This is a genomic window from Promicromonospora vindobonensis (assembly GCF_042685865.1).
Classification (GTDB): Bacteria; Actinomycetota; Actinomycetes; order Actinomycetales; family Cellulomonadaceae; genus Promicromonospora; species Promicromonospora vindobonensis.
This window is the reverse complement of record NZ_JBHUOG010000001.1, coordinates 1,761,843-1,786,801: the sequence shown is the minus strand read 5'-3', so window position 1 is coordinate 1,786,801 and position 24,959 is coordinate 1,761,843. Positions and strand designations below refer to the sequence as shown.

The following is a 24,959-nucleotide window of genomic DNA, read 5'->3' as shown; positions in this document are numbered from 1 at the left end:
GACGATACCGGGTTGTCACACTTGTCCGATATCTTCGTGCTCGCCCGAACCTCTGGGTACCTGAACTGTTGCAGACGCAGTCACCGACAGCCCTCGACCAAGGAGTTATCCCGTGGCCCCCGCCGACCGGACGTTCCCCGTATCGACCGTCCCGACGCGCCGTTCCCGCAGACTGGTCCTCACCGGCGCGATCTCCGTCGCCCTCATCTCGACCGGGTCCGCGTACCTGGCGATGGTCCAGTTCGGCATCGACGTCCTCGCCATGAACCAGGGCACCGCCTACGCGACCGCCGGTGTCTTCGAGCTGTCCCTCGTCACGGTCGCCCTCCTGGCCCGCGAGGCCGCCCGGGACAACCGGCCCGGCGGCACCCTGCTTGCCCTGACCTGGGCGCTCTCGTCGGCGTCCGGAGTCTTCGCCGCGTGGCACGAGGCGTACATCGGCCACCCGGTCGGCGCGGTCGTGTTCCGGTTCATCGTGCCACTGCTCGCCGCCCTCATGTGGCACCTCGCACTGATCGGCGACCGGCACCTCGCCACCGGCACCTCCTGGTCCGCGATGCGGCAGTCCGCGCGCATGCACGCCCTCTTCCTCTCCACGGAGGACCTGTTCCGCGCCCAGAGCCTGAGCGACGGGTCACGGTCCGCACGCCGGCGGCTCGCCCGCGCCGAGGCCGGACGCCGTCGGGCACGCTCGGTAGCCCTCCGCACCGTCCCGCCCATGGAGATGCGCGCCCAGGTCGCCGCCTGGTGCGAGGCGCTCGCGGCCGTCGGCGACGGCACCGCCGACGTCGCTCGCCTGCACCTCGCCGACCGGCAGCGGCTGACCGGCATCCTCGTCGACGACGAACCCATGGATCCCCGGGTGTCGGGCGGGCCGGCCGGCATGCGGGCCGAGGTGGGTGCGCCCGGGTACGAGGGCAGAGCCGCCGACGCGATCGCGGCCGAGTTCGGCGAGACGGCGGGGTCGGGTGCGGGCAGGCCGCGCGGTGACGTGTACGACGGGAACCCGTACGACGGGGAGGTGTTCGACGGAACGCGGTCGGACGGGGCCTGGTCTGACGGGGTCCGGTCGGACGGAGCCTGGTCTGACCGGGAGGGGCCCGACGGGGAGAGGCGCGACGGGGAGGGGCCCGACGGGGAGGGGCCCGACGGGGACGCGGAGCGGCGCCCCGCGCGGCGCAGCGCCGCCCTCGACATGCCCCGGCAGGGAGTGAGCGAGCGCGCCCCGCAGCCCGACCCCGTTCCGGCGGAGCCCGCCGAGGCGGCCGACCGCGCCACGGCCAACGTCCGGGAGGCGATGCCGCGGCGGCGCACACCGCGACGGAACACGCAGCTCGGCACGCAGGACGCGGAGCGCATGATCGACCTGCGCACCAAGGGCCGCACGTACCGGGAGATCGCGGAAGAGGTCGGCGTCAGCCGGTCGACGGTGGGCAAGCGGATGCGTGAGTTCACGGAGACCGGTTCGATCCCGGTCGTCAAGCCCCGCTGAGGCCCGGACGAGCTCGGTCCGTTGCCATGAGCCCGGTCCGTTGTCCTGAGATCGGTCGGTTGTCGGATGAGTTCGGTCGGTTGGTGTGAGATCGGTCCATTAACGGACCGATCTCATGGCATCCGACCGAAGTCGCTGAGTTCGGTCGGACGTGTGACCGAACTCAGCGCCGAGCACCCTCTCGCGTCGTCGAGCCTTTACCTGGCCGAACCGGCGTGGGCCACGTGGCTCAGGGACCGCCAGACGAGCAGCAGGGTGACGCCAGCGCCCGCGAAGGCGAACCACCACGGGGCCACGAGGCCCCAGTACTCCGCGATGACGCCCCCGATGCCCTGTCCGAGGACCAGGCCACCGAACACGCAGATCATGTTGATCGACGCCACGCGGCCCTGGAACTCCTTGGGCACGGCACGCTGCCGGATCGTGGTGGACAGCGTGCCCCAGACGAACACGTAGACGCCGAACTCGAACATGAGGACGATCGCCACCCAGCCCGTCGTGGTCAGTGCGAACGCTGCGTGCGTGAGCACCTCCAGCGTCAGGCAGACGCGGATGAGCGTCGCGAGGTTCACGTGCCGTTCCAGCCAGCCGTACGAGAGGACGCCGACGATCCCACCCAGTCCCGTCGCCGTGGTGAGCAGGCCGTAGCCGACCTCGCTCATGTGCAGGTGGTCCAGCGAGTACTTGACCAGCACGCCCCACGGTGCGGCCCACGTGATGTTGAAGACGAGGATGACGATGCACAGGGTGCGCACCGGCGCGTGGTGCCACACCCAGCGCAGGCCCTCGGCGATGTCCTTGCGGACATGGCTCTCGGTGTCGCGGACGTTGGTGAACGAGGTGCCTGGCGGGGCCGTGATCCGCGCGACCAGGACGACCGCCAGCGCCACGCACACGACCTGGACCACGAACGGCCAGACCATTCCCGCGGCGAACAGGAACGCGCCGAGCGGCGGGCCCGCCAGCTGGTTGGCGGCGAGGAACCCGGCCTGCATGCGCTGGTTGCCTGCACCGAGGTCCGCGGGTCGGACGAGCGTCGGCAGGAGCGTCTGCTGGGTGGTGTCGGCGAAGACCTCGGCGACCCCGTAGAGGAACATCGCGGTGAGCACCATGGCGACGCTCACCGTCCCTGCCCCCACGAAGACGCACAGGACGGCGATGACCAGGGCCCGGACCGCGTTGGCGATGATGACGACGAGGCGGCGGTCCAGGCGGTCGGCGAGTGCGCCCGCCCAGAGGCCGAACATGAGCCACGGCAGTCGCTGGAGCATCGCGGCGAGCGCGACGAGGAACGCGCTGTCGGTCTGCGAGGCGACCAGCAGGGGGCCGGCGGCGAGCGCTATGCCGTCGCCGATGTTGCTCGTCCAGGACGAGGCGACGAGCCAGCGGAACGATCGGCCGAGCCTGCGGGGGAAGACTGCCTCGACGAGTTTGCTCACAAACCTTCGAGTCTAGGTACGCCGTCCAGGCTTTTTCGTCCCGGTCGTGCGGGCATCCCGACGGGGTGATCTCCGCGACGTCGTGCGCCGCCTCGACGCGCGTGGAGGGAGTCTCAGCCGAGGTCTCGGGATGATTGGCTCGTGGTGCGGAATCGGCGGAATGCTGCGGAAGCGAGTGCCGCATCGGGGGGTGAAAGGGTGGGGATCAACAACGTTTCATCCTCGCCCGAACGCGACTTGGACGATCGTCCGAGTCGGTGTTGACGTCCGCCGGTAACAGGTGCAGACTCTCACAAGACGGTGCGCATCGCCCGCCCCCTGCGCGGTGCGCATCGTCATACCCCGTCGGGCTTCGGCCCGTCTGCGAAGCCCCTTCGGACCCCCTGCCGGAGGGGCTCTTGCATTCCCGGTGACGGTTCGTCGAAGGCGCGAGCGCCCCGGCCGAGGTGCCCCTGCCACCCGGGTGGTCCGTCGTGCTGGACACGCCGGGGAGTTCGGGCACCCGGCGTGTCGCGCGGCGTGGCGTCCGGCCCTTGCGGAGGCCGCGCGGTTAGCGTGCTGGTGTGAACGCTGCACGCCGCCAGACCGCAGCCGCCCCTGAGATCTCGGCCGACCTGTCCGAGGAGATCTCGGCCGCGCTGCAGGACGAGAACGTCGACCCGGCCACCGAGCTGGCAGCGGGGGAGGCTCCGGGCGCCGCGAGGGACCCCATGACCGAGTCGGTCGCGCGGTGGCGCGCCGGGCTGGTCCAGCTCGCCGGGGGATCCTCCCTCGCGGACGTCGGGCTGCTGGGCGAGGCCGTCATCGACCTCTCGGCCGCCCATCCCTCCGGTGTCGCCCAGCTCTTCGCCGGCCGGCCCACCCGGTTGTCCAACCTGGTGCGCGAGGCCGGGGCGCTGCCGACCGCCCGCCGTCGGGCACGGGCGGTCGCCGCACGGTCCGCCGAGCACGCGCAGCGCTACGGGGTGTCGCCCACCTACCTGGCGATCGGTGTCGCCACGTGGACAGAGCGACCTGCCCCAGGTGGCGACTCGAACGACATGGAGGCCATCACCCGCGTGCTCGGCCCGGCGGGCACCGCCCCGGCCGTCGAGCAGGAGTCGGCTGACAGCCCCGCCGACGCACCGGCCCTCACCGGCTCCGTCCCCATCGTGACGCTGGCCATGCCGGCGAGCCGCGCCGGGACGCCGTCGGAGAGTGCAGGGGAGGACGAGCCACGGGTGGTGCGCGCGCCCGTGCTGCTGCGGCCCGTCATGCTCACGCCGCGCAGCGACGGTGAGGGCGACTACGACATCACGCTCGACCCCACGGCCGAGATCAACCCGGTGGTAGCACGCACGCTGCGCGCCCACGGCGCCCTGCTGGACCCGGCCGCGCTGGCCAAGGCGACGTTCACGCTCGCGGGCTTCAACCCGACCGACGTGCTGGACCGCGTGGCCAGCCTCGGGTCGGCGGTGCTGGGCGAGTTCCAGCTGGACCGCCGCGTGCTGGTCGGCACGTTCGTCCACCCGGGGCAGGTGCTGGTCGACGACCTCGACGAGCTCGGCCCGAGCCTGGGGCAGCACGAGGTGGTCTCGGCGCTCGGCGGCGTGGACAGCTCGGTGCGGCGCCTGGGGAAGGTGGAGCTTCCCGAGCCCCGCGTGGGTGACGCCGACCCGGCGCACGAGCGCGGCGTCGGCGACCTGGACCCGCACCAGCGGCACGTCGTGGACGCGCTCGCGACGGGCAGCCACCTGTTCGTCGACGGGCCGGTCGGGTCGGACGTCGCAGGCACGCTGGCCGCCGTCGTCGCCGAGGCGAACGCGAGCGGCCGGTCGGTGCTGTACGTGCCTGGCCACCGCCGGGCCGCCGACGCACTGGCCGCGCGGCTGGAGTCCCTCGGCCTGGGCGGTCTGCTGCTCGACATCGCACCGGTCCCGACCTGGCGGACGTCGACGTCGCGCCGCCTCCTCGAGGCGATGGCGCCGGCGCAGGAGCGCATCGACGCCGACGAGGTAGCCAGGGTGCGCGACGCGCTGATCGGCTCACGGGCGCAGCTCGCCGGCTACATCGGGGCGCTGCACCGCGTGCGCGACCCGTGGCGGGTCTCCGCGTACGACGCCCTGCAGGCGCTCGCCCGGCTCACGTCCGAGCGGCCGGCGCCGGCGACCCGCGTGCGCCTCGATCCGGAGTCGGTCCTCGCGCTGGGCACGGAGCGCCGCGCCGAGCTCGCTGGTGACCTCGTGCGGGCGGCCGAGCTGGGGGCGTTCACGCTGAAGTCGTCGTCGAGCCCCTGGTTCGGCGCGCACATCCTGACCGACGACGACGCGCGGTCGGCCCTCACCAGGGTGACTCGCCTGGTCGAGCAGACCCTGCCGGAGCTGCGCAAGCAGATCGAGTACGTCGCGCGGGTGACGGGCCTGGTCCAGGCGTCGACGGCGCACCAGTGGGGCGAGCAGCTCGCGATGCTGGGCGGGATGCGGGGCACGCTCGACGTGTTCCAGCCGATGGTCTTCGAGCGCACGGCCGCGGACATGGTGCAGGCCACGGCATCGCGGAAGACGCGTGCCGAGCAGGGCGTCGAGATGGGCTGGCTGGAGCGGCGCCGGCTGAAGCGGCGAGCTCGCGAGATGGTGCGCCCGGGCGTCCGCGTGCCCGACATGCATGCTGCACTCGGAGAGGTGCAGCGTCAGCGCGAGGTGTGGCAGGCGCAGTGCCCGCGCGGCGGCTGGCCCACGCTGCCGGAGGGCCTCGCCGGCGTGGAGGAGACCTACGAGGCGGTCCGCATCGACCTCGAGGCGCTAGAGCCGGTGCTGCGCTCGTCGCACGCGGGCGGTGGGCTGCTCGATCTCGACCTGTTCGCCCTGGTCCAGCGGTTCGCGTCCCTCGCGGAGACGGAGGAGGCGCTGACCCCGCTGCCCGAGCGGACGGCCGTGCTGCGGCGGCTGCGCAAGGCAGGGCTGGGCGAGCTCGTCGACGACCTCACCGAACGCCGCGTCGAGGCCGACCTCGTGGGACCGGAGCTCGAGCTGTCGTGGTGGTCCTCGGTGTTCGAGCAGATCCTGGCCACCGAGCCCGATCTCGCAGGTCAGGACGGCGCGGGGCTGGACGCCCTCGCCGGGCGCTTCCGCGAGCTCGACCGCAGGCACGTCGCCTCGCTGTCCGCTCCTGTGCGGGCGGCGGTGCGCGCGCATCTCGGTGGGGCGATGCGGGACGAGCGGGAGGACGCCGAGGCGCTCTATGCCACGCTCGTCGACGGTGGCCTGACCTCGATGCGCGACCTCGTGTCCGCGCATGGATCCACCGTGCGGCGGCTGCGGCCGACCTGGGTGTCGACGCCGACGATGGTGCCGCACCTGCTGCCCGCCGAACGCAGCGCCGACCTGGTGATCCTTGACGCCGTGCAGCATGTGCCGGTCGAGGTCGTGGTGCCCGCGCTGGCCCGTGGCCGGCAGATCGTCGTGGTCGGCGACCCGCGGTCGGCGTCGGGCACCGCGGTACGAGACCTGGCGCGGCTGCTGCCGCGCGTCACCCTCCAGCCGGAACCCGCCCGCCGCGACCCGAAGCTGACCGGCCTGCTGGCCGCGCACGGGTACGAGGGCATCATGCGGCCGGCGCCGGTGCCCCGCACCGAGGCGCTGGTGCACTTCTCGCTCGTGGATGGTGCGGGCATGCCCGACCCGGTCTCCGGCACCGTCGAGTCGACGACGGCGGAGGTGGAGCGGGTGGTCGACCTCGCGATCGAGCACGCGATGACCCGGCCGGAGGAGACCTTCGGCATCGTCACCGTGACCGCCGCGCACGCCGACCGCATCCGTGAGCGGCTGCTGGCCGAGGTGCGGGCGAACCCGGCGCTGGCACCGTTCTTCGCCGGGTCGCGGCCCGAGCCGGTCGTGGTCGCCGACGTCACGGGCGTGGCCGGGCTGGCGCGCGACACGATCGTGCTCACCCTCGGCTTCGGGCGGACGCCGCACGGCCGCGTGCTGCACCGGTTCGGCGTGCTCGGCGACGGTGGCGGCGAGGCGATGCTGCTCGGCTCGCTGGGTGCGGCGCGCAAGCGGCTGCACGTGGTGTCGTGCTTCCCTGCCACCGACCTCGACCCGGAGCGGCTGCGCGGGCCCGGACCGCAGATGCTGGCCAAGGTGCTGTCCTTCGCCGAGGAGCGGTCGGGGCTCGCCGACCAGGTGGAGATCGGTAACGGCGTCGACGTGGCACGGTCTCTCGACCGCCTGGTCGTCGACCTGGGGGAGCGGCTGTGGCGCTCGGGCCTCGTGGTCGAGACCGACTACGGGCTGCCCGGCGGCGACCGGATCCCGCTCGCGGTGGGGCACCCCGACCTGCCGGGGGAGCTGCTGGTGGCCGTGCTGACCGACGACGCCGCCTACGTGGCAGAGCCCTCCATCCGGGTGCGGGACCGTCAGCTCGCGGAGCGGCTCGAACGGCTCGGCTGGGTCGTGGCGCAGGTGTGGTCGGCGGCCGCGTTCCTGGACCCGGACGCCGAGGCGGAGCGGGTCCGGCGTGTGGTCATGTCCGTGCGGGACGCCCGGGTGGGCGTCTCTGGCGGCGTAGCGCCGGCGGCGGAGCTGGTGGTCCCGCAGGTGCTGGACGACTGAGCGCGCCGGACGGTTGGTGGACCGGCGGACCTTTCTCGGTTCGTCCGCCTCCGTCCGCAGACCGATGTTCGTGAGGTTCAGCACCGCGTGACCGAACGCGGGTCTCACGGGCGACAATGGTTAGGTGACCAAGTCCGTGAACCAGCCGGTCGATCCGGAGCGCCCCGACGTTCCGGCGCCGCCCGCTGACCCGGCGCAGAACGATGGAGCTCCCCGACGGCGGGGCCCTCGGCGTGCCGTGCGGCGGGGGACCGAACGCGAGGCGGTGCTGGGGGTGAGCGCCGACGAGCGCCCGGCCGGCTGGGGCGAGGGGGCCGACGGCGGTCCCGGCTCGAGCGGCAACGGCCATGACTCGAACGACGAGCAGCTCCGCCGGGACGTCCCACCGCACTGGAGCTGACGGCGCGCTGCGCCTGGACGGCCGGATGATCGGCAAAAGGTCAGGTGATCGGCAGCCCCGGGCTACCGATCACCTGACCTTTTACCGATCACCTGTGCTGATCACCTGCTGGCCCGTGCGCTCGGCTCAGGTGTTGTGCGGGCTCGTGCTGGTGCCCGCCTGGACGCGCAGCAGGTCGCGGATCTCGGTGAGCAGCACGACCTCCTCGGCAGCGGCCTCCTCGACGACCTCCTCGGAGGTCCGGCGCAGGGACTGCAGCTTGTTGATCGGGATGACGACGAAGAAGTAGATCGCCGCAGCGACGATGAGGAAGTTGAGCACCGCCTGCAGGAAGAGGCCAACGCTGAAATCGGCGTTGTTGATCGTGAACTCGCCCACGCCTGAGATGTCCGGCTGACCGAAGATCGCGGCGATCAGTGGGTTGATGATGCCATCGAGCAGCCCCGCGACGACGGCTGTGAAGGCGGTGCCGATCGCGATACCGACGGCAAGGTCGATCACGTTGCCGCGAGCGATGAAGTCTTTGAAGCCGGTGAGCAGGCCGCGCATAGATTCCCCTGAGTCTCGATAAGTTGGTGCAGTCCGGGCATGCGCCGGGACCTCGAAGGGGATTGTGGTGGAAGATCCGGTTCATCGCATGTCGAACACACGGTGAGGCGGAATCGGCGGTACCGCGGCATGTCGGGCACTCGGCGGAATCGATCTAAGGCACCAGCACCGCCGTCACCGAGCCCCAGCCGGAGACCGCCGACAGCTCCGGCGCGTCCTCCGGATCCACCGCCACGAGCGTCACGGGGCGGTCGGCCTCGGACACCGGGCCGAGCAACCCGCCCGTGCCCTCTGGCTCACGCCCGGCCGGCACGGGGAGCACCAGCGCACCGCGCGCGAGGTACTCGGGTGCCCCGGCCGGCACACTCCCCGCAGTCGTCCCGGACAGCAGGTCCACCCGGTCGCCGGGGCGGAGCAGGGCGGCGACGGCGCCGTCGGACAGGCGGACCGGGACCACCACGGTGCCGCGCGGGGCAGCGGCGGAGACACCGGCGTCGGACACGAGCGTGGCGTGCAGCGGCGCGCCCGCCGGCAGCTCGACCACTGCCGCGCGTCCCAGCAGGCTGCGCACGGTGTGGACGACGCCGGGCGGGGCGAGGTCGGCGTCGATCGCGCGCAGGACGACGTCGTCCCGGGTGAGCTCCGTACCGGCCGAGACGGGCCGGGCAGTCACCGCGACGTCGACGGTCGGGGGCGGCGGCGGCCGCAGGACGTGCACCGTCAGGGCGACCGCGAGGCCGAACAGCGCGGCTGCCAGCGCGAAGCGCCAACGCCGCACGACCCGGCGGACCCGGCGGAGCGCCGCCGCACGAGGCCCGCCCGGTCGGCCCTGGTCCGGGCGACGCCGGCCCGGGCGGACCAGCAGGCCGGCGAGCCCCGTGCGCGGCCTGCGCTGCGGGGTGGCTCCGGCCGCCCGGCCCCACGGCGTGTGCGGGTCGGAGCCGGGCGGTGATCCGTGGCGCGCGGCCGGCTCGGTGATCGTGTCGAGGAGTCCCATGCCGGCGACGTTATGCAGCCGAGACGGGCCGCGCCGCCGTTGTCAGGCCCCTTGTGCACGACCGGCGGAAAGAGCCGCCTGTGGTCGAGCTCGGACCGTTGGAGCGCCGTCGAACAGGTCGCCGACCCCGCCGAACTTCGACACCGGACTCAGTGTCGAGCCCCAGGGGCAAGCCCGGTCAGGCCGAGGCGGCCTTGGACGTGCTCGACCCGCTCGACGACCCGCTGGACGCCGAGCCGGACGAGCTCGACGAGCCGGACGAGCTCGACGACGACGAGGACGAGCTGGAGCTGTCCGACGACGAGCCGCCGGACGAGCCGGAGGAGGACGAGTCCGACGAGGACTCTCCCTTGCCGGACTTCACGGTGCTGTTGGTCGAGGTGCTGCGCGAGTCCGTGCGGTAGAAGCCGGAGCCCTTGAAGGTGACGCCCACGGAGCTGAACACCTTTCGCAGCTTGCCCTGGCACTCGGGGCAGATCGTCAGCGACGAGTCGCTGAACTCCTGGTGGATGTCGAACGCGTGGCCGCAGTCGGCACACCGGTACGCGTAGGTGGGCACGTGCACTCCTCTTGGACGTCAGGCCGGGCGGGGCGTCACGCGCTCACAGGAACCGGCTCTGGCACTCGGGGTTTCCGAGTGCCAATAGTAACGGTCGAGCAGCGGGGGATAGTCCCCAGATCTCCCGAGTGTGTTCACTCGGGTGCGTTCACTCAAGCACAGGGGCGGGCGGTAGTCTCCACTGCGTGTCCGCGACCACTTCCGCCGAGCCCTTAGAGCCCGCCGAAACTGCCACCTCCGACGGTGCGCGACGCACCAAGCCCCGTCGTACCCGTACCACTCGAGTCCGTCAGTTCATCGTCGGCACAGCCGTCGTCCTGGTGCTCATCCTGGTCGCACTGACGACCTTCGGCTGGCTCACCGGGCGCCGTCCGCTGCCGGAGCACTCCGGGGAGGTGCAGGTCGAGGGGCTCAGCTCGGACGTGCGCGTCAGCCGCGACGCCCAGGGCGTGCCGCAGATCTACGCGGACTCGGCCGACGACCTGTTCCGCGCGCAGGGCTTCGTGCACGCGCAGGACCGCTTCTTCGAGATGGACTACCGCCGCCACGTGACCGCCGGCCGGCTGGCCGAGCTCGTCGGCAACAACGACGAGGCGATCCAGGCCGACATGGTCATCCGCACGTTCGGCTGGCGGCACGTCGCGGAGGAGGAGTTCAACATCCTCGACGACACGACGCGGCAGTACCTCCAGGCGTACGCGGACGGCGTCAACGCCTACATCGCGGAGCGCAACCCTGCTGAGACGGCCGTGGAGTACACGGTGCTCGACGTCAGCGTCGAGGTGAACGAGCCGGAGCCGTGGGACCCCATCGACTCGCTCGCCTGGCTCAAGGCGATGGCGTGGGACCTGCGCGGGAACTACGACGACGAGCTCGACCGCGCGCTGGCGTACAGCACGCTGGGCGACGCGTCGCGCGTCGCGGAGCTCTTCCCTGCCTACTCCGGCACGGGCAACGCGACCATCCTCGACCCTGAGGAGGCGACCGTCCCGCAGGCGACGCAGCAGAGCCAGGCGACCGAGACGTCGTCGGGCCCGGGGAACGTGTACGAGAGCCCTCACCTCGCGGAGGCGCTGGAGTCGGCGCAGCGGGCGCTCGACGCGGTGCCCGTGCAGATCGCTCGCGGTGAGGGCACCGGCTCGAACTCGTGGGCGGTGTCGGGCCAGTACACGGAGTCGGGCATGCCGCTGCTGGCGAACGACCCGCACCTCGATCTCGCCGCGCCCGGCATCTGGGCACAGGTGGGCCTGCACTGCAACGAGGTGGGCCCGGACTGTCCGTTCGACGTGTCCGGGTTCTCCTTCTCCGGCTTCCCCGGCGTGATCATCGGGCACAACGCGGACATCTCCTGGGGCCTGACGAACATGGGCGCCGACGTCACCGACTTCTTCATCGAACGGGTCCGCAACGACACGTACCTCCGCGGTGCGGACGAGTGGGTCCCCATGGAGAAGGAGACCGAGGTGATCCGGGTCGACGGCGGCAGCCCGGTCGAGCTGGAGGTCCGGCGGACCGTGCACGGCCCGATCGTCTCGTCCGTCATGGACGAGGCCACCATGGAGGCGGTGCGCAACTCGCCCACGGAGACCGGCACGGAGCTGGGCCAGTACGAGATCTCACTGCAGTGGACCGCGCTCGAGCCCGGCCACACGGCCGACGCCGTGTTCGACATGAACCGGGCGAAGAACCCGGAGGACATGAAGGCCGCGGCCGCCAAGTTCGACGTCCCGGCGCAGAACATCGTCTTCGCCACCACGGACGGGCACATCGGCTACCAGGCACCGGGCAAGGTCCCGGTACGGGCGAGCGTGCCGGGTGCGGTGGAGTCCGACGGTACGTGGCCGCGCCCCGGCTGGGACGCCCGCTATGACTGGACCGGCTACGTGGCCAAGGAGCAGATGCCTGGCGTCATCGACCCGAAGGAAGGCTTCGTGGTCGCGGCGAACCAGGCGGTGCTGCCCGGCGGCAGCGGGCCGTTCCTCACCCGGGACTGGGACTACGGCTACCGGTCGGAACGCATCCGGACGCTGCTCACCGACCAGATCGCGGCGGGCAGCAAGCTCTCGGCCGCCGACATGTCGGCGATCCAGATGGATCAGTGGAGCGTGTTCGCCGACACCCTGGTGCCCGTGCTGCTCGCGGTCAACCTCCCTGCCGGGTACGACTCGGACGGCCAGGCTCTCCTCGCCGACTGGGACGACTACTCCATGGACGCGGACTCCGCTGCCGCCGCGTACTTCGCGGCCGTGTGGCGCAACCTGTTGCGGACCACCTTCAACGACGAGCTCCCTGAGTCCATGTGGCCCGACGGCGGCAGCCGCTGGCTGGCAGTGATCCAGGGCATGCTCGACAACCCCAACGACGAGTTCTGGGACGACAAGTCCACGGTGGCCGTCGTGGAGAGCCGCGACCAGGTCCTCACGGAGGCGCTGGTCAGCGCGCGTCAGGACCTGACCGTCGAGCTCGGGAAGGACACGAGCGACTGGGAGTGGGGGACGCTCCACCAGCTACGCCTGGAGCACCTGGTGCTGGGCGGGTCGGGCATCCCGGCTCCGGTCGCCGCGTACATGAACCCGTTGCCGGTCAAGGTCGGGGGAGGATCCTCGATCGTGAACGCCACCGCATGGGACGCCGCCAGCGGCAGCTTCGAGGTGACGAGCGGTCCGTCGATGCGCATGGTCGTCGACCTCGCGGATCTCGACGCCTCCACCTGGGTCGTGGTGACCGGCACGTCCGCGCACCCGGCGTCGGAGCACTACGACGACCAGCTCGCCGCGTGGGCCAACGGGGAGACCTTCCCCTGGCCGTTCAGTGCCGAGGCCGTCGACGCGGCGCAGGAGGACGAGCTGATCCTCACCCCGTGAGGTGGACCTCCGCCGGTCGAACGGGTCGAGACCCGTCTTGAGCCGCTCGACCGGCGGAGGTCAGCCGAGCCAGCGCCAGTCGGTGGTGGTCGCGACGGCGTGCACGAGGATGTCGTGCTCCTCGCGCGGGAGCGGGTGCTCCGCGGCGTCGTACACCTCTTCGGGGAAGACGACGGCGATCACGTTCGCGCCCGGCCGCAGGTGGGTGAGGGCGCGGTCGTACCAGCCGCCGCCCTGACCGAGCCGCACCCCGCGGGTGTCGACGGCGAGAGCGGGCGCCAGGACGACGTCGGCCAGCTTGGTGGCGTCGGTGCCAAGGGTGGGCCCACCGGGCTCTGGCGGACGGCCGGGCGCGCGCTCGAGGAGGTCGTCGGGTCCCGTGTAGTCCGCCCAGTCGCGGGCCAGGCCCGCACCGAGCACCGGGAGCAGCACGCGGACGCCCCGACCCGTGAGACGGTCCAGGAGCGGCAGCATGCCGGGCTCGGCGCTGCGCGCGGCGTAGGCGGCGACGCATCCCGCGTCGCGGACCTCGGGAATTGACTCGATGATGTCCGCTAGTGATTCAGCCGCTTGTGCCCGCTGCCGGGCCGACCGGTGGCCGCGCTGCGCGCGGATCGCGCGGCGGAGCTCTTCCTTGGCGTCACCAGTCTCCATCCCGGGTAGGACGGGGTACGGCTGTGGCGTCGGAACAGAGATGCCGCTCATGACCGCTATTGTGCCAAGACTCCGAGACAAGATTGTTACGAACAGCGTACGAAGAAGGCGAGAACATGACCGAGCGGCTGCTCGACGGGTCTCAGACCACCGAGCGTGGTAGACCCTCTCCAACGCCGGGATTCGTCATGGGACGTGGCAAGGGGCGAACGATGATGCCGTCGAGCAAGTCAGACGCGCCGGAAGGCGCGACGGGAAAGTTTGTTAAGGGGTGGACGGTGGCCAAGCCATGGCCGGTGACGCTGCGCGACGACACGCCGGCCGGTGCAGTCGTGCTGCGCCCGCTCCGGCGTCGGGACGCGGGGGACTGGTCGCGGCTCCGGGCCGAGAACGCAGCCTGGCTGGAACGCTGGGAGGCGACGGCGCCCGGCGCGAACCGGTACATCGCCTCGACGTTCGGGGAGTACGTGCGCTCCCTCTCGGCGCAGGCGCGCGCCGGGACGTCGCTCCCGTTCGGCGTCGAGCTCGACGGCGCGCTCGTCGGGCAGCTCACCGTCTCCTCCATCACGTGGGGCTCGATGTGCTCGGCGAGCATCGGCTACTGGGTCAGCCAGAGCGTGGCCGGGCGGGGTGTTATCCCCACGGGCGTCGCCATGGCCACCGACTATGCGTTCTTCCTCGGGCTGCATCGCATCGAGATCAACATCCGGCCCGAGAACAAGCCGAGCCTGCGCGTGGTCGAGAAGCTCGGGCTGCGGGACGAAGGGGTGCGCGAGCGCTTCCTGCACATCCAGGGTCAGTGGCGTGACCACCGCACCTTCGCGATCACCCGCGAGGAGGTCCCCGAGGGGCTGCTGACGCGTTGGCAGCGCCTGCGGGACGCGCCCTGACGGCGGGACACGCCGCGCGTGGTGCCGCTGGGCGTGGCAATGCTCGCCTAACGTCGTGTCGTGGAATCGACTGCAGGACTGATAGCCGCCGCGCTATTCGTCCTGTGGTTGGGCTACTGGCTGCCAACCCTGGTGCGCCATCGGTCAGAGCTCGCGGACTCGCGGGTGACGGACCGGTTTTCGGTGGGGCTGCGCATCGTCGCGATGAGTGGCTCCGACAGGAGAGGAGGGGCGATGGTTACTGACGGCAAGCCGCGGGGGACCGGCCAGGGCGTGCCGCGTGTCGCTCGTCCGACCCCGAAGGGACACCCGCTCCAGATCATGGTCCGCGGCCGACCGCTGACGGCGGAGCGTATCCGCAGGGTCGAGCGGCGTGCGCGGCGAGCAGCACGCGCGCGGCGTCGCCTCATCGTCTCGGCGCTCCTGCTGGTGGGCAGCATCGGCGGCTGGGCCCTCGTCGGACTCGACCGGCTGCACTGGGGCATGGCCGTCGCGCCGTCGGCCATGCTGCTGTTCGTGCTCTTCCTTGGCCGCCGTGCGGCCAGGGCCGCTCGACGCGCGGACGCCCGGTGGCAGGCCACCGTGCGGACGGCGCGGCAGCGCGCCACGCAGGCCCGCGCCCTCGCCAACGGCGGCCCGTACGCGCCGCGCAACCGCGCGCAGGTCACCGGCCTGGCCACCCGCGGCTCCAGCACCGAGACGCAGGCGATCCCACGGGTCGCCCGCAAGGACGTGCTCGACGAGATCCTCGACGGTCCGGCGAAGCCGAAGATCATCGAGGTCCCGGTCGAGGAAGGGCCCAAGGCCGAGCCGACAGCGGAGGACGAGAAGCCGGCCAAGCGGGACGCGGTACCGAGCGGGCGGGCCTGGGATCCCGTGCCGGTCCCGCTGCCCACCTACGTGACCAAGCCTGCGGCGCCGCAGCGGCAGCACGCGGCGCTGCCCACCTCGTCGACCGCTCACAAGGGCACGACGGCGCCTACCGGCTCCGCGTCGACGTCGAGCGGCACCGGCCGTCAGGTCTCCGCCGGCCCGGCCGCTGCGCCGCCGTCGGTGCCCGTTTCTGGCGCTGCACCGGCCGGGGCGGACCCGGTCGCAGAGGACGAGCTGCTGCGCGGTGAGCCGCCACGGATGAAGTCCGAGACGCTGGGCAAGCCGCTGGAGGAGATCCTGGCGCGACGTCGGGCGGCCGGATGACGAGGCTGGTGAAGGTCGCGCGGGTCACTGCCCGTGACCCGCGCGACACCCGGTCAAGTTGCGGATCACCGGCGGTGAAGTGCTAGTCTTCTGCAGTCCGAGGGGCTATGGCGCAGTTGGTAGCGCGCTTCGTTCGCAATGAAGAGGTCGGGGGTTCGAATCCCCCTAGCTCCACCCGGTGAAGGCCGCTGAACCGCACGAAAGTGCAGGTCAGCGGCCTTCGACGTTCTGGCAGGGCACCTAGAGAAGCAACGGAGCAACCAGGCAAACGCCTCGTTCATGGACAACATGCTCCGGAACGTCAGAAGCATCAAGGAGCAGGGTGTGTGGTTCGACGTCCTGCCTCCGGACCGGCCTCTGCCCGCCGTCGCCACACGTGACATCGCTGCCGTCGCTGCCCGCCTGCTGCTCGACGAGAGCTGGGCCGGGCTGGAAGACCAGCACAGGACCGGCACGGGATGTCAGACGGTATGGCCAAGGAGCTCCTGGACATGATGCTCGCCAAGGGCAACGGACTCGACGACGGCGTCACCTGCACACCGCAGGACGCGATCGACACCCCCACCACCTTCCGGCAGTGGTGCGAGGACGTTCTCGACCCGGCCGTACGAGCCGACTGAGACCTACGGGGACCTACGAGCCCGCGAACCCCGCGCCGAGGACGTCACCTTCCCCTCCAAGGACGGCACCCCGCTCGAAGGCTGGTTCGTGCCGGCCGACGGCGCACACACCGTGGTGATCGTCAACCATCCGCGCTGGTTCAGTCGCTCGGGGCGAGTACTGCTTCGAGCCGACAGGACGCCGTCACGGACGCTTGATCCCGTGTGCGAGATGGTGGATGAACCGTCGTGTCCGCGGAAGGGCGTTCTCCTCCCCGGCGGTATCGGTGATCCCCTTCAAGGCCGCGAGGATCAGGAGGATGTCGGCGACGCGGAAATCCTCGCCGACGATCCCGCCGTCGCGCAGACGCTCGGCGAGGGTGGCCAGTGCGGCCACTGCGTGCACGCGCAGTTCTTCGTACACGGGGATCGCATGGCGCTGCGAGACGATCGCGTCGGACAGGCCGGGGTTCTCCATCTCCATCTCGACGACTGTCTCGAGCGACCTCACGAATCCGCGCCACGGGTCGGGGTCCGCGACGGCATCATCGAGCACGGCGATGCGATGACGGGCCTGATCCCCGAACATCGCGGTCAGCAGATCATCGCGCGAGGGGAAGTGGCGGTAGAGCGTCGCCGTGCCCACACCCGCGATGCGCGCGATGGTCGCAACCGGCGCGGAGATGCCGTGCTCCCGAAACACGATGCGCGCGGCGTCGATGATGCGCTCGCGGTTGCGCGCGACGTCCTTCCTCACATTTCGGGCGGGCATCCGGACCCTTTCCGGGAAGGTCGGACGGGACTTCTTCCCACTTCGAGAGAAACGGGCGGCACCGCCCGTTTCTTACCTTAGCGTCGACACCGAAGCGAAGGAAAGGGAACCCGAATGAGCCAGCCCATGCACGCCGCGATGTATGCGCGATACGGACCACCGGAGGTCTTGTACACGTCGACGGTCCCGCGCCCCCACCCCGACGCAGGCCAGGTGCTGGTGCGTGTCGTCGCCTCGACCGTCAACGGCGGGGAGCTGGCCGGACGTCAGGGACGGTTGAAGATCGTCACCGGACGGAAGTTCCCCCGGCCGATCGGAATCGACTTCAGCGGCGAGATCACCGCGCTCGGCCACGGCGTGACCGACTTCGCGGTCGGCGACCGCGTGTGGGGCGCTGTCGACGAACGGGGCGATGTGGGGGCGGCGGCGGAGTACGTGGCCGCCGACGTCGGCAGGATCTCGCACGCACCGTCCGGTCTCACCCTCGTCGAGGCGGTGTCGCTTCTCTCCGGGGGAAACACAGCGCTCTCGGCGTTGCGCGACAAGGCTTCCCTCCGACCCGGAGAGCGGGTGCTGATCCGCGGTGCCGCCGGTGGTGTCGGCAGCGTTGCCGTGCAGGTCGCGAAGATGCTCGGTGCCATCGTCACCGCCTCGACGAGTCCCGCGACGGTCGACTACGTCCGGAAGCTCGGGGCTGACCACGTCGTGGACTACCACCTGCCCCCGCGAGAGCTCGGGGAGTTCGACGTGGTGTTCGATACCCGCGGCACACAGTTGCGTGAGTACCGCCGAATCCTCGCGAACGGTGGGCGGATGGTGACCATCGCCTTCGACCTCGATCACCCTGTACGCAGCCTCGGGTACGTCCTGCTCTCCGGCATCCACGGCTCACGTCGCGTCCGGTTGTTCTTCGGGCACCCCGAAAGGTCACTCTTCGAGACGCTGACCGCGGCCACCGAGGCGGGAAAGCTGCGCCCGGTGGTCGACACCGTCTTCCCTCTCGAACGGATCGCCGACGCGCACGCGCGGCTGGAAGCCGGAGGGGTGCGCGGGAAGGTGATCGTCCAGGTCGCCGCCCCACTTGATGGCCCGGAAATCGCCTGACCCGGACGGATGCGAACCACCAGGACGCGGCGCCACCCTCGCCGCGCGCTCGGTCAGTGCCTGACCGGAACCCTCATCGTCAGACAGCACCCCTGTGGAGTACTCACCCATGTCATCTCTCCTCTTCCGTCTTGGTTCCTTGGCCGCACGCCGAGCGTGGATCGTGATCCTCGGATGGGTGGCGGCATTCGGGCTCGCGCTCGGGGCCTTCGCCGGCTTCGGCGGAGAGCTGAAGAGCAGCTTCGACATCCCCGGTACCGCGTCCGGTGCGGTCGTCGATGAGCTCGCGGACAAGCTGCCGGACACCGCGGGCGGAACGGGAACCGTCGTCTACCGCACTCGAGACGGAGAAGCGTTCACTGCCGAGCAACGATCGGAGATCTCCGCTCTGGCAGCGAGCGCGGAGCATCTCGACGGCGTAGCGACAGTGGTCGACCCCTTCGAGGTGGCGAAGGAACAGGTCGATCAGATCGAGGAGCTCGAGGACGGGCAGACGCGGATCGCCGACGGACGTGCGCAGCTCGACGAAGCGCAGGAGCAGGCCGCCGAGGGCAGGGCCGAGTTGGAGAGGGCGCACCAAGAACTCACCGAGGCGCACCGGCAGGCGGTGGACTCCGGCGCTCCGGCGGAACAGGTTCGGGCGCTCGAGGAGCAGGAGCAGATGGTCGAGGGCCAGCTCGTCGAGCTCGATGAGCAGCTCAGCGCGCTCGAGGAGAACCGGAGCGATCTGGAGGAGTCCGCCGGCGAGGCCGACCTCGCCGAAACCCTGCTCGGTCTTGCGGACGGCATCGTCGTCGTGTCAGAGGACGAGTCGACGGCGATCGTCAACGTCGCCTTCACCGATTCCCGTCTCGATCTGTCCAGCGAGGTGAAGGACGCGACGCTGGGGCACTTCGAGGGTGAACCCGTGAGCGGCACCTCCGTGGACTTCAGCGCGGAGATCTCGCAGGGAGATCCGCAGCTGTTCGGCCCGGCGGAGATGATCGGACTGGGCATCGCCGGTGTGGTGCTGATCATCGTGCTCGGTTCGGCCCTCGCCGCCGCTCTCCCGCTCGTCACCGCACTTGTCGGCGTCGGCATCGGCGTCGCCGCATCCCTGTCCTTCTCCGGCATGGTCGACATGGCGGCCGTGACCCCGGTGCTGGGCGTCATGCTGGGGCTGGCAGTCGGCATCGACTACTCCCTCTTCATCGTGAACCGGCATCGCAAGCAGCTGCTCGCCGCCATGCCCGTCCACGAGTCGATCGGCGTCGCCGCAGGGACGGCGGGCACGGCGGTCCTCTTCGCAGGGTCGACGGTGATCGTCGCGCTGCTCGCGCTGAACGTCACCGGAATCCAGTTCCTCGGCCTGATGGGGACGGTCGGCGCCGTGTGTGTCGCGATCGCCGTGCTCATCGCGCTGACGCTCACCCCGGCCGTTCTCGGCCTGATCGGCGACCGCCTCCTTGGAAGGGGCACGCGAGCAACCGTCGGAGAGCGACACCACAGCGAACGCGAGGCGAAGCCGATGGGAACGCTCCGTGCCGTTCTCACCGCTTCGATCTCGGTGGCCGTGCTGCTGACCATCGCCGTGCCGGCTCTGTCGATGCGCCTTGGACTGCCCGACAGCTCGAGCGACCCGCAGGAGTCCACAAGCTTTCAGGCGTTCGACGCTGTGGACGAGGCGTTCGGTCCCGGAGCGAACAGTCCGCTCCTCGTCGCTGCCGACGTCCCCGACGGGCTCGGTGACGAGGAGGTGCTCGCCGTCCAGGTGGACATCGCCGAGACTCTCGGGGGCCTGGCCGGGGTGGAGGCGGTCGCGCCGATCGCGGCGGCGGACGACAACACGCTCCTTGCCTTCCAGGTGAAGCCGGAAGAAGGACCCGACAGCGAGTCGACCGCGGAGCTCGTCGAGGACATCCGAGCGCTGCCGGCTCTCGACGGCGACATCACCCTCGGGGTCGCCGGCCAGGCAGCGATCAACATCGACATCTCGGAGGCGATCGTCGATGTCCTGCCCCTGTATCTCGGCGTCGTCATCGGGTTGTCGCTACTGATCATGATCATCGTGTTCCGCTCACTGCTCGTGCCGATCATCGCCACCGGTGGGTTCGTGCTCTCGCTGTTCGCGACGTTCGGCCTCGTCGTCGCCCTCTTCCAGTTCGGCTGGGGGGCAGAGCTCATCGGCATCCACAGCACGGGACCGATCCTCAGCTTCCTGCCCGTGCTGTTGGTCGGCATCCTGTTCGGGCTCGCGATGGACTATCAGCTCTTCCTCGCGTCCGGGATGCGGGAGGCGTATGCCCATGGCGCGCCGGCGCGGACCGCCGTGACCAAGGGCCTTCATGCAGGGCGATCGGTGGTGATCGCCGCCGCGCTCATCATGGTGGCCGTCTTCGGTGGATTCATCTTCTCGGAGGCCACCATGGTCCGTTCCATCGGATTCGGTCTCGCCTTCGGCGTGCTCCTGGACGCCTTCGTCGTCAGGCTGCTGCTCATGCCGGCGCTCATGCACCTGCTCGGCAAGAGCGTCTGGTGGCTCCCGCGATGGCTCGATCGCATCCTCCCCGACGTCGACATCGAGGGGAGCCGGCTGCGCAGCCATCCGCGCGCGGACGGAACGCGGTCGAAGATCCGGCGCTGACGGCGCGGGCGCTGCCCCCTGACCACCGAGCGCCGCCGCAACCGGCGGCCGGTGGATCAGGGCTCAGCTCAACCAGGTGTCGGACGGGGCGGCCAACTCGTGTACCTGCGCCCAGAACTCGTCCGGGATCGGCACGGCGTTCAGCCCCACCGCCGCCGCGATCCGCTCGGGACGCGATATTCCCAGCACGGTAGATCCGATCCGGGGGTCCCGCGTGGAGAACTGGATCGCGGCGGCGGCCAGGGGCACGCCGAACGAGTTCGCGAGCTCCTCGACCGATGCGATCGCGGAGACCACGCGGGGCTCGGCCTCCCGGTAGCCGTACCGGGCCGCAGCAGAGCCCAAGCCCCGTGCCAGCACACCGCCACCGAAGACCGCTGCGTTGAGCACGCCGACGCCCGCGTCGACGGCCTCTTGGATCAGCTGATCGGCCGACCGGTCGACGAGGGTCCATCTGTTGTGTGTCAGGACCACGTCGAACACCCCCGTCTCGACGAACCGACGCAGCATCTCGACCGGGCCACCTGCCACGCCGATGTGCCGTGCCACGCCGCGCTCCTTCAATGCGAGCAGCGCTTCCACCGGCCCTCCCGGAGCCATCGCCGCCTCGAAACCGACATGCTCCGGGTCGTGCAGGTGCAGCAGTGAGAAGCTCTCTACGTCGAGTCGGTCCTGGCTCTCCCTGGCGGAGCGATACATGCGTTCGGCGCTGAAATCACCAGAACCCAGATCTCGGTCAAGCTTGGTGGCCAGCACGAAGTCGTCGGGCAGCCCACCGTGCCGGCCGATCGCCAGTCCGATCCGGCGTTCGCTCTCGCCGGCCGAGTAGCTGTTCGAGGTGTCCAGGAAGTTGAGCGGACCGTGCAGAGCGGCGAGCGCGGTCTCGACGCCGCGCTCCACCGGGGTGTCGTAGCCGAAGTTGGCCGGCATCGACCCGATCGGCCCCCCGCCCACGCACAGCGGGGTCACCAGCAGGTCGGTATTGCCAAGGCGCCGACGTTCCAGCGCGATCGGTTCAGACATTGTGTGCTTCTCCTTGAGGGGGCTCGCGTCGATCAAGGTCAGGCGAGGAAGTCGGCGTCCTCCGGCCGTAGCCGGGCACGCATCGCGTTGCGGTCGATCTCGATGCCGAGCCCCGGCCGGTCGCCCACGTCGATGAAGCCGTCCTTCACGATCGGCGTCGGCAGGCCGTCCACGACGTCGTACCACCAGGGTTCGGGGGCGACGGGATACTCGAAGGCGATGAAGTTGTCCGGCAGCGTGGCGCAGACCTGCACCAGTGCAGCCAACCCGAACACCCCATCGAGCACACCGTGCGGAGCGATCGCGACGCCGTGCAGATCGGCGTACTCGGCAACCCACTTGAGCTCGGCGAGACCGCCCACGTCGCAGGGATCCGGCCCGATGACCCGGACCGCCTGGGTCTCGATGAGCTCGGCGAAGTTGTGTCGCAGATAGATCTGCTCACCCGTGTGCGTCGGCGTGGTCGTCGCGCGAGTGACCTCTCGATATTGCGGCGCATGCACCCATGGGACGTAGTCCCCTGTGATGAGGTCCTCCACCCAGGCCAGGTCGAAGGGCTCCAGCGCCCGGCACAGCTTGATGGCATCTGCCGGGAGAAAGCCCGGTCCTGCGTCCAGTGCGAGGTCGATCTCGGGCGGGAGCGTCTCGCGCATCGCGGCCACGCACTCGACCACATGACTCAACCCGCGGGAACTGACCACGCCACGGTTGGGGTGCCGTGGCCCAGTTCGCGACTCCCCGTAGTGGAATCCCTGCACATGCTGGTTCATGAAGCCGTGGAACGCCACGCCTTCCTTGACGAGGGTGAAACCTTCGGCCGCCGCCGTCATCTCGCGCATCTGCTGCGCATAGTCCTCAGGTTCGAAACCGGTCGGCTGCGAGCGAACGCCACCGTTGTACACGCGCACACGGTCGCGCACCTTGCCGCCGAGCAAGCGGTGCACCGGGAGCCCCGCTGCCTTGCCTGCGATGTCCCACAGCGCGATCTCGATCGCGCTCACCGCTGCGCCCCATGGCTTGTGGGAGCCGAACCGCCGGATCTTGGCGACGCACCTCTCGACCTGGGTGGGGTCGGAACCGACCAGGAACTCCCGGTACATCGTCACCACCGGTGTCAGGAACGGTTTGCCCGACTCGACGGGACCGAATCCGTCGACTCCCTCGTCCGTGGTCACGCGCACCAGCGGAACGCCGGCGATCACAGCACATTTCACATCGGTGATCTTCATCGTCTAGTCGTCCTGTACGCGTCGATGTAGCCGGAAGACCCGAGCATCGCAGGGCTCCAGGTGCAGGGACAGTCCGTGGTCCGTGACGACCGGAGGCGTTCGTTCGTCGGTGACCTCGGCACCGAGCGTGTCGGCTCCGCTCAGGCTGACCTGGACGTCAAGGGCGGCCTCGGCCTGCGACACGACCCACAGGTAGTGGTCGGACCCGGAGCTCATCGTCCGTGCGTGCACGCGCGGGTCGTCGACCTGTGCCCGCTCGCCGAGACCGGACTCGGCAGCCAACGCCGTGTACAGGCGCCAGGTGTCCTCCGGATTTGCTCCGGGCACCCGCGAGGCCATGTGTTCCAGTGGGTACGTGCCCAGCACGAGTTGTCCGGCGCCCACGCGCCGGCGCAGCAGCATCGGCCGGCCATGTGCGTCCTCCCAGACGACCTCCGCCTCCGTCGCCCGTACCGGGAGGTAGGAACGGGAGTTCACCGTGCCGGCGGCTCGGAACTCGAGGGTGCTGCCCTTCTCGACAGTGCCGAAATCCGTCAGTGCGTTGGCACGGATCACGTCGTCCTCGATCACGTTCGTCAGCCCGTACCGGAGCTGGTGCTCCACGCCGAAGATCGAGTCCATGTCCATCCACCATGGTCCTCGTTGCCAGCCGCCCTCACCCGCGCAGTAGGACACGTACACCGTGGCTCCACCTTCGGCCAGCTCGTGCAGCCGACGCCACGTCGTGGTGAGCAGATGCTTGACCGATGGCACCAGGTAGAGCGCATGGCCGTCGGGCAGGGAATCGACCTCGCGTTCGATCGTCAGGGGCAGGTCCGCCTCCCACCCCGCGATCCAGGACTGGCGAAGCGCATCGAAGATCACCGGGCCGTCCTCGGCGGGTGTCATGTCGTAGTGGTGTTCGAGGTACGAGGGAACGACGAGAGCCGCACCGGAGGCGTCAGGAGCCAGCGTGGACGTGTCCACCTGGTCGAGGACGCGTGAGAACGCAGCCAGCTCGTGCAGTGTGCTCTTCGGCCGCCCCTGCGAGTCCGTGACCCCGAAGTAGAGCTCGAACGCGTGGTGTCGATAGGGATCCTGGTCCCACAGATCGCCGTAGTCGGTGTTGTTCCAGGCGAGCCAGCCACGGGTGCCCGTGATCAGGGTGGAGTGCAGTACCTGGCGGTAGTAGTGAGCTGCACGTTCCGCAGAGGCATAGGCAGAGGTGACGCCGAACTCCTCCAGGACCACCGGCTTGCCGGTAAAGGACAGCAGCTGACCGATGAACGCGGCGGTGAGGAACTCTCGGGACTGATCGTCCTCCATCCGGTACACGTGCGGACCGACGAAGTCGCCCATCGGAGCCAGGTCGCGTACCCGATACCCGTTGTCCCGGCCGGTGACCTCGATTCCCCAGGCACCGTCTCCCGTGGAGACCGGCTGATGCCCTCCTCCGGCGCGGACCGCCTGCGTCATGATCTCGGCCCAGGCGCTCACCGGCTCGCGGTCCGCGGCGCTGCCCCGGCCCTCGGGATCACCGAAGATCGGCATCTCGTTCGAGAGCAGCCAGCCGGCGACCGCAGGGTGGTCGTGCAGCCGACGGGTCGACTCGCGGATGTACCAGGCCTGCCTGCCGAGCAGCCATGGGTCACGGTAGAGGCTGCGCCCGTCGCGCCATGCCGGGCTGAAGTTCTCGCCCGACATGTGCCCGACCAGGAATGTCGGGATGGTACGCATCCCGATCTCGCTGTGCAGGTCCAGGAAGGACCGGAAGCGGGCATACAGATCTTCGGCGAGCGCGTCGGGTCGGGGCATGAAGTCCGGCCAGAACAGGAAGCTCCTGGTCGTGTCCAGCCCGTGCTCGCGCAGGGTCTGCAGCTCCTCCCGCACGATCCTCTCGTCGTAGTGGGTCCACATCCATGGACCACCCGCTCGCGACCAGTAGTTCGCGCCGAGCCACGGCCTGCTTTCCTGGGTCATTCCTTGCCAATCTCTTC

The 24,959-nt window shown here is 70.4% G+C and carries 18 protein-coding genes, 1 tRNA gene and 1 pseudogene; 11 read left to right on the top strand and 9 right to left on the bottom strand.

Annotation, left to right across the window (positions count from 1 at the left end; all coding sequences use genetic code 11):
* The first annotated feature begins 112 nt into the window (after positions 1–112).
* Entirely contained in the window at positions 113–1,492 is a 1,380-nt protein-coding gene (locus ACFS27_RS08055) for a helix-turn-helix domain-containing protein (RefSeq protein ID WP_377181741.1), read from the top strand.
* 197 nt (positions 1,493–1,689) lie between these two features.
* On the opposite strand, the gene ACFS27_RS08050 is transcribed toward ACFS27_RS08055, so the two are convergent.
* Positions 1,690–2,931, bottom strand: coding sequence for an MFS transporter (locus tag ACFS27_RS08050; protein WP_377181739.1), 1,242 nt, complete (start codon positions 2,929–2,931; stop codon positions 1,690–1,692).
* Between the two features lie 563 nt (positions 2,932–3,494).
* On the opposite strand from ACFS27_RS08050, the gene ACFS27_RS08045 reads away from it, so the two are divergent.
* Together ACFS27_RS08045 and ACFS27_RS08040 are read left to right on the top strand one after the other, a co-directional pair.
* Complete coding sequence (locus ACFS27_RS08045) at positions 3,495–7,523, top strand: hypothetical protein (protein ID WP_377181737.1); 4,029 nt, start codon at positions 3,495–3,497, stop codon at positions 7,521–7,523.
* 124 nt (positions 7,524–7,647) lie between these two features.
* On the top strand, positions 7,648–7,923 hold the full coding sequence (locus tag ACFS27_RS08040; RefSeq protein ID WP_377181735.1) for a hypothetical protein: 276 nt from the start codon (positions 7,648–7,650) through the stop codon (positions 7,921–7,923).
* A 126-nt stretch (positions 7,924–8,049) separates the two neighbouring features.
* Here ACFS27_RS08040 and mscL read toward each other — a convergent pair whose 3' ends face one another.
* A complete protein-coding gene (gene mscL, locus ACFS27_RS08035; RefSeq protein ID WP_377181733.1) occupies positions 8,050–8,472 on the bottom strand; it encodes a large conductance mechanosensitive channel protein MscL in 423 nt (140 codons plus the stop codon).
* A 154-nt stretch (positions 8,473–8,626) separates the two neighbouring features.
* Complete coding sequence (locus ACFS27_RS08030; RefSeq protein ID WP_377181731.1) at positions 8,627–9,469, bottom strand: SAF domain-containing protein; 843 nt, start codon at positions 9,467–9,469, stop codon at positions 8,627–8,629.
* Positions 9,470–9,621: 152 nt separating this feature from the next.
* Between ACFS27_RS08030 and ACFS27_RS08025 the strand changes: the two genes are divergently transcribed.
* On the top strand, positions 9,622–9,873 hold the full coding sequence (locus ACFS27_RS08025) for a hypothetical protein (RefSeq protein WP_377183716.1): 252 nt from the start codon (positions 9,622–9,624) through the stop codon (positions 9,871–9,873).
* Between the two features lie 62 nt (positions 9,874–9,935).
* Here the strand turns inward: ACFS27_RS08025 and ACFS27_RS08020 are convergent.
* Positions 9,936–10,028, bottom strand: a pseudogene (locus ACFS27_RS08020) (FmdB family zinc ribbon protein); the annotation flags it as partial.
* A gap of 320 nt (positions 10,029–10,348) precedes the next feature.
* On the opposite strand from ACFS27_RS08020, the gene ACFS27_RS08015 reads away from it, so the two are divergent.
* Entirely contained in the window at positions 10,349–12,892 is a 2,544-nt protein-coding gene (locus ACFS27_RS08015; RefSeq protein ID WP_377183648.1) for a penicillin acylase family protein, read from the top strand.
* Between the two features lie 60 nt (positions 12,893–12,952).
* Here the strand turns inward: ACFS27_RS08015 and ACFS27_RS08010 are convergent, their stop codons facing one another.
* Positions 12,953–13,597 carry a 5-formyltetrahydrofolate cyclo-ligase gene (locus tag ACFS27_RS08010; RefSeq protein ID WP_377181729.1) on the bottom strand — a complete coding sequence of 215 codons (645 nt, stop codon included), beginning with the start codon at positions 13,595–13,597 and terminating at the stop codon, positions 12,953–12,955.
* Between the two features lie 227 nt (positions 13,598–13,824).
* Between ACFS27_RS08010 and ACFS27_RS08005 the strand changes: the two genes are divergently transcribed.
* The 4 genes from ACFS27_RS08005 (at position 13,825) to ACFS27_RS07990 (ending at position 16,253) form a co-directional block, all read left to right on the top strand.
* Entirely contained in the window at positions 13,825–14,436 is a 612-nt protein-coding gene (locus ACFS27_RS08005) for a GNAT family N-acetyltransferase (protein WP_377181727.1), read from the top strand.
* A 234-nt stretch (positions 14,437–14,670) separates the two neighbouring features.
* The gene (locus tag ACFS27_RS08000) at positions 14,671–15,633 is read left to right on the top strand and encodes a hypothetical protein (protein ID WP_377181726.1); all 963 of its coding nucleotides are present in this window, start codon (positions 14,671–14,673) and stop codon (positions 15,631–15,633) included.
* Between the two features lie 101 nt (positions 15,634–15,734).
* Positions 15,735–15,807 (top strand) — tRNA-Ala (locus ACFS27_RS07995).
* A gap of 284 nt (positions 15,808–16,091) precedes the next feature.
* The gene (locus ACFS27_RS07990; protein WP_377181724.1) at positions 16,092–16,253 is read left to right on the top strand and encodes a hypothetical protein; all 162 of its coding nucleotides are present in this window, start codon (positions 16,092–16,094) and stop codon (positions 16,251–16,253) included.
* A gap of 184 nt (positions 16,254–16,437) precedes the next feature.
* On the opposite strand, the gene ACFS27_RS07985 is transcribed toward ACFS27_RS07990, so the two are convergent.
* Complete coding sequence (locus ACFS27_RS07985; protein ID WP_377181722.1) at positions 16,438–16,989, bottom strand: TetR/AcrR family transcriptional regulator; 552 nt, start codon at positions 16,987–16,989, stop codon at positions 16,438–16,440.
* Positions 16,990–17,118: 129 nt separating this feature from the next.
* Here ACFS27_RS07985 and ACFS27_RS07980 point away from each other — a divergent pair, with 129 nt between their 5' ends.
* Both ACFS27_RS07980 and ACFS27_RS07975 read left to right on the top strand, forming a co-directional pair.
* Positions 17,119–18,108, top strand: a complete 990-nt coding sequence (locus ACFS27_RS07980; RefSeq protein ID WP_377181720.1) for an NAD(P)-dependent alcohol dehydrogenase — start codon at positions 17,119–17,121, stop codon at positions 18,106–18,108.
* A gap of 109 nt (positions 18,109–18,217) precedes the next feature.
* A complete protein-coding gene (locus tag ACFS27_RS07975; RefSeq protein WP_377181718.1) occupies positions 18,218–20,731 on the top strand; it encodes an MMPL family transporter in 2,514 nt (837 codons plus the stop codon).
* A 63-nt stretch (positions 20,732–20,794) separates the two neighbouring features.
* Here the strand turns inward: ACFS27_RS07975 and ACFS27_RS07970 are convergent, their stop codons facing one another.
* From ACFS27_RS07970 to ACFS27_RS07960, 3 genes are read right to left on the bottom strand one after another with little or no spacing between them, the layout of a single operon-like run.
* Entirely contained in the window at positions 20,795–21,754 is a 960-nt protein-coding gene (locus ACFS27_RS07970) for an aldo/keto reductase (protein WP_377181716.1), read from the bottom strand.
* 38 nt (positions 21,755–21,792) lie between these two features.
* Positions 21,793–22,983 (bottom strand): mandelate racemase/muconate lactonizing enzyme family protein, encoded by a 1,191-nt coding sequence (locus tag ACFS27_RS07965; protein ID WP_377181714.1) that lies wholly within the window; start codon positions 22,981–22,983, stop codon positions 21,793–21,795.
* A gap of 3 nt (positions 22,984–22,986) precedes the next feature.
* On the bottom strand, positions 22,987–24,942 hold the full coding sequence (locus ACFS27_RS07960) for a beta-mannosidase (protein WP_377181712.1): 1,956 nt from the start codon (positions 24,940–24,942) through the stop codon (positions 22,987–22,989).
* Positions 24,943–24,959: the final 17 nt, after the last annotated feature.

Coding starts and splice junctions, on each gene's coding strand:
- mscL (WP_377181733.1), bottom strand. CDS start 8,472: ATGCGCGGCCTGCTCACCGGCTTCAAAGACTTCATCGCTCGCGGCAAC.
- ACFS27_RS08030 (WP_377181731.1), bottom strand. CDS start 9,469: ATGGGACTCCTCGACACGATCACCGAGCCGGCCGCGCGCCACGGATCA.
- ACFS27_RS08010 (WP_377181729.1), bottom strand. CDS start 13,597: ATGAGCGGCATCTCTGTTCCGACGCCACAGCCGTACCCCGTCCTACCC.
- ACFS27_RS08000 (WP_377181726.1), top strand. CDS start 14,671: ATGGTTACTGACGGCAAGCCGCGGGGGACCGGCCAGGGCGTGCCGCGT.
- ACFS27_RS07990 (WP_377181724.1), top strand. CDS start 16,092: ATGTCAGACGGTATGGCCAAGGAGCTCCTGGACATGATGCTCGCCAAG.
- ACFS27_RS07980 (WP_377181720.1), top strand. CDS start 17,119: ATGAGCCAGCCCATGCACGCCGCGATGTATGCGCGATACGGACCACCG.
- ACFS27_RS07975 (WP_377181718.1), top strand. CDS start 18,218: ATGTCATCTCTCCTCTTCCGTCTTGGTTCCTTGGCCGCACGCCGAGCG.
- ACFS27_RS07970 (WP_377181716.1), bottom strand. CDS start 21,754: ATGTCTGAACCGATCGCGCTGGAACGTCGGCGCCTTGGCAATACCGAC.
- ACFS27_RS07965 (WP_377181714.1), bottom strand. CDS start 22,983: ATGAAGATCACCGATGTGAAATGTGCTGTGATCGCCGGCGTTCCGCTG.
- ACFS27_RS07960 (WP_377181712.1), bottom strand. CDS start 24,942: ATGACCCAGGAAAGCAGGCCGTGGCTCGGCGCGAACTACTGGTCGCGA.